General features: G+C 25.4%; 1 protein-coding gene. It reads right to left on the bottom strand.

Annotated elements, in window-relative coordinates; all coding sequences use genetic code 11:
• Positions 1 to 626: 626 nt before the first annotated feature.
• On the bottom strand, positions 627 to 1,361 hold the full coding sequence (locus tag I6E31_12355; protein MCF2640750.1) for a hypothetical protein: 735 nt from the start codon (positions 1,359 to 1,361) through the stop codon (positions 627 to 629).
• Positions 1,362 to 1,914: the final 553 nt, after the last annotated feature.

The following is a 1,914-nucleotide window of genomic DNA, read 5'->3' as shown; positions in this document are numbered from 1 at the left end:
GGAAGATTAATATTTAATAGAAAAGCAAAAAGCACGAATTAATCGTGCTTTTTTTGTTATAAACCTTGTTTTAGATGGTCAGCTCCTTATACTTTCTGAGATAGAAAAGGGCTAGTCGTTCCAAGTTGGAGTGTTTTAAACCTTGTTTTAGATGGTCGGCTCCTTATACAAAGAAAGACTAGAGATACAGGTAAATAGTTATGCAATGTGTTTTAAACCTTATTTTAGATGGTCGGCTCCTTATACCCTTGTTTTTTGAATTTATCAGAATTAAAGGTATTTTTAATTTTAAAATTTAAGGAGCATTTTTTAATCACTTGTTTCAGTAATTAGTACTATTTCTCTTTTATTCCCTTTTACTCGTACAACTTTTTCTTAAAAAGTGTAATTTAACGAGCATTTAACCTAGTAAATATAAGGAGTTATTAAATTTTAACCTGTTATTTTTTTAAAAAATAGGTTTTGGAATTTAGGTTCTATATTTACATATTAACATAGACAAGATATTTTTGTCAAAGAGATAATTAACTTTTTTTAATTAAGGTATGCAGAAACTCCATTTCTGCATCTCAAAAGTAGTAGTCGCTAAAGCTCCTCTACTTTTGGAATTTTTGTCAAAGAGATAATTAATTTTTTTCTTTTATTTGATTTAAAATTTTTTCTTGAAGATCAAAAGTTAATAATTTATAAAACTCTTTATTGTTCCAAATATTTTCTATTGGATAATCTTTATTTTTATAAGATAATTTACCATAATATTTTTCATTAATATTTTTTTCAAAAATTGCCAAAATTTTTCTTTCTGTATTCTTCAATATTAAATTTTCTGTTATTTCTTCTAAAAGTGAAACAGGAGCATAAGACTTTAATAGATTTAAACTTTTTTTAAATTTTTCTTCTCTAATACCGAGAACTGCTCCATAACTTTTTTTAGTATTTCCTATAATTTTATCTACTTTTACATATGGTTTTGAATAATTGTAGTTCCCTATAGTACCTACTGTTCTTAATGAATTTGGAAGAATTGGAAAAATAAAGTTTTTTTTATTAGCATATTCAGAAATTTCAAATTCATTTAAAGAAACTTTATTTAATTTTAAATTATTATAAAAAGTAATCAAGGGAATTTTTATACTTTCTCTGACAATCCCAACCAAGTGCATAAAATTTTCTTTTTTAAAAGTAATTTCTAATCCAACTATTTTTTTAAATTCTTTTAATTTTTCTTTAGATAGTTTTTTTAAATCTTTGTTGCTTATCTCTGAATATAAAATTAAAATTTGTTTATTTACCAATTCTTTTTCATATATATTTAAAGCTGCCTTTATATTTTCAAGTTGTTCTTGATTAGGTTTTGGCATTTTTCCTCCTATGAAAAAAGCTACCTAAAATATTCAAGGTAGCTTCTCAAAAATTATTTTTAATTTTACCTATTAACCTGCTGGGTTCAGTTTGTTAATTTTTTGGAGAGTATTATTTTACAGCTTATTTTCTCCCTTTCAGCCTTTCTCAAGCCCCTTATATCCCATCAATAAAATTGTGTATATAAGTCTTGAGATGGAAAATCCCAGTTTTTGTGCTTCATTCAGCTTTCAGGTGTAGGTACACCTAATACTTGGCTGCATTTCTGCCCCTTTCTCACTTTAATTATAACAGTTTGCCACTGAAAAATCAATATTTTATATTTTTTCTTTCTTAAAATTAAGTTTTTATCCTTATTTTAGATGGTCGGCTCCTTATACATAGCCCCATTTTTTTATAATAAATTTTAAAGGCTATTAAAAAAATTAAAAATTCTTTTTTCTTTCACACCTTTTCACTCCCTATCACTGTTAAAAAAAATTAACCTAAGCTATAATAGAAGTACCTTAGGAGCTCAAAGGTAAATAAAATATTTTGGGGGAATTTATATGA

This window comes from Fusobacterium varium (genome assembly GCA_021531615.1).
GTDB classification, from domain to species: Bacteria; Fusobacteriota; Fusobacteriia; order Fusobacteriales; family Fusobacteriaceae; genus Fusobacterium_A; species Fusobacterium_A varium_C.
The sequence above is the reverse complement of the archived record's forward strand: the minus strand, read 5'-3'. Positions and strand labels throughout refer to the sequence as shown.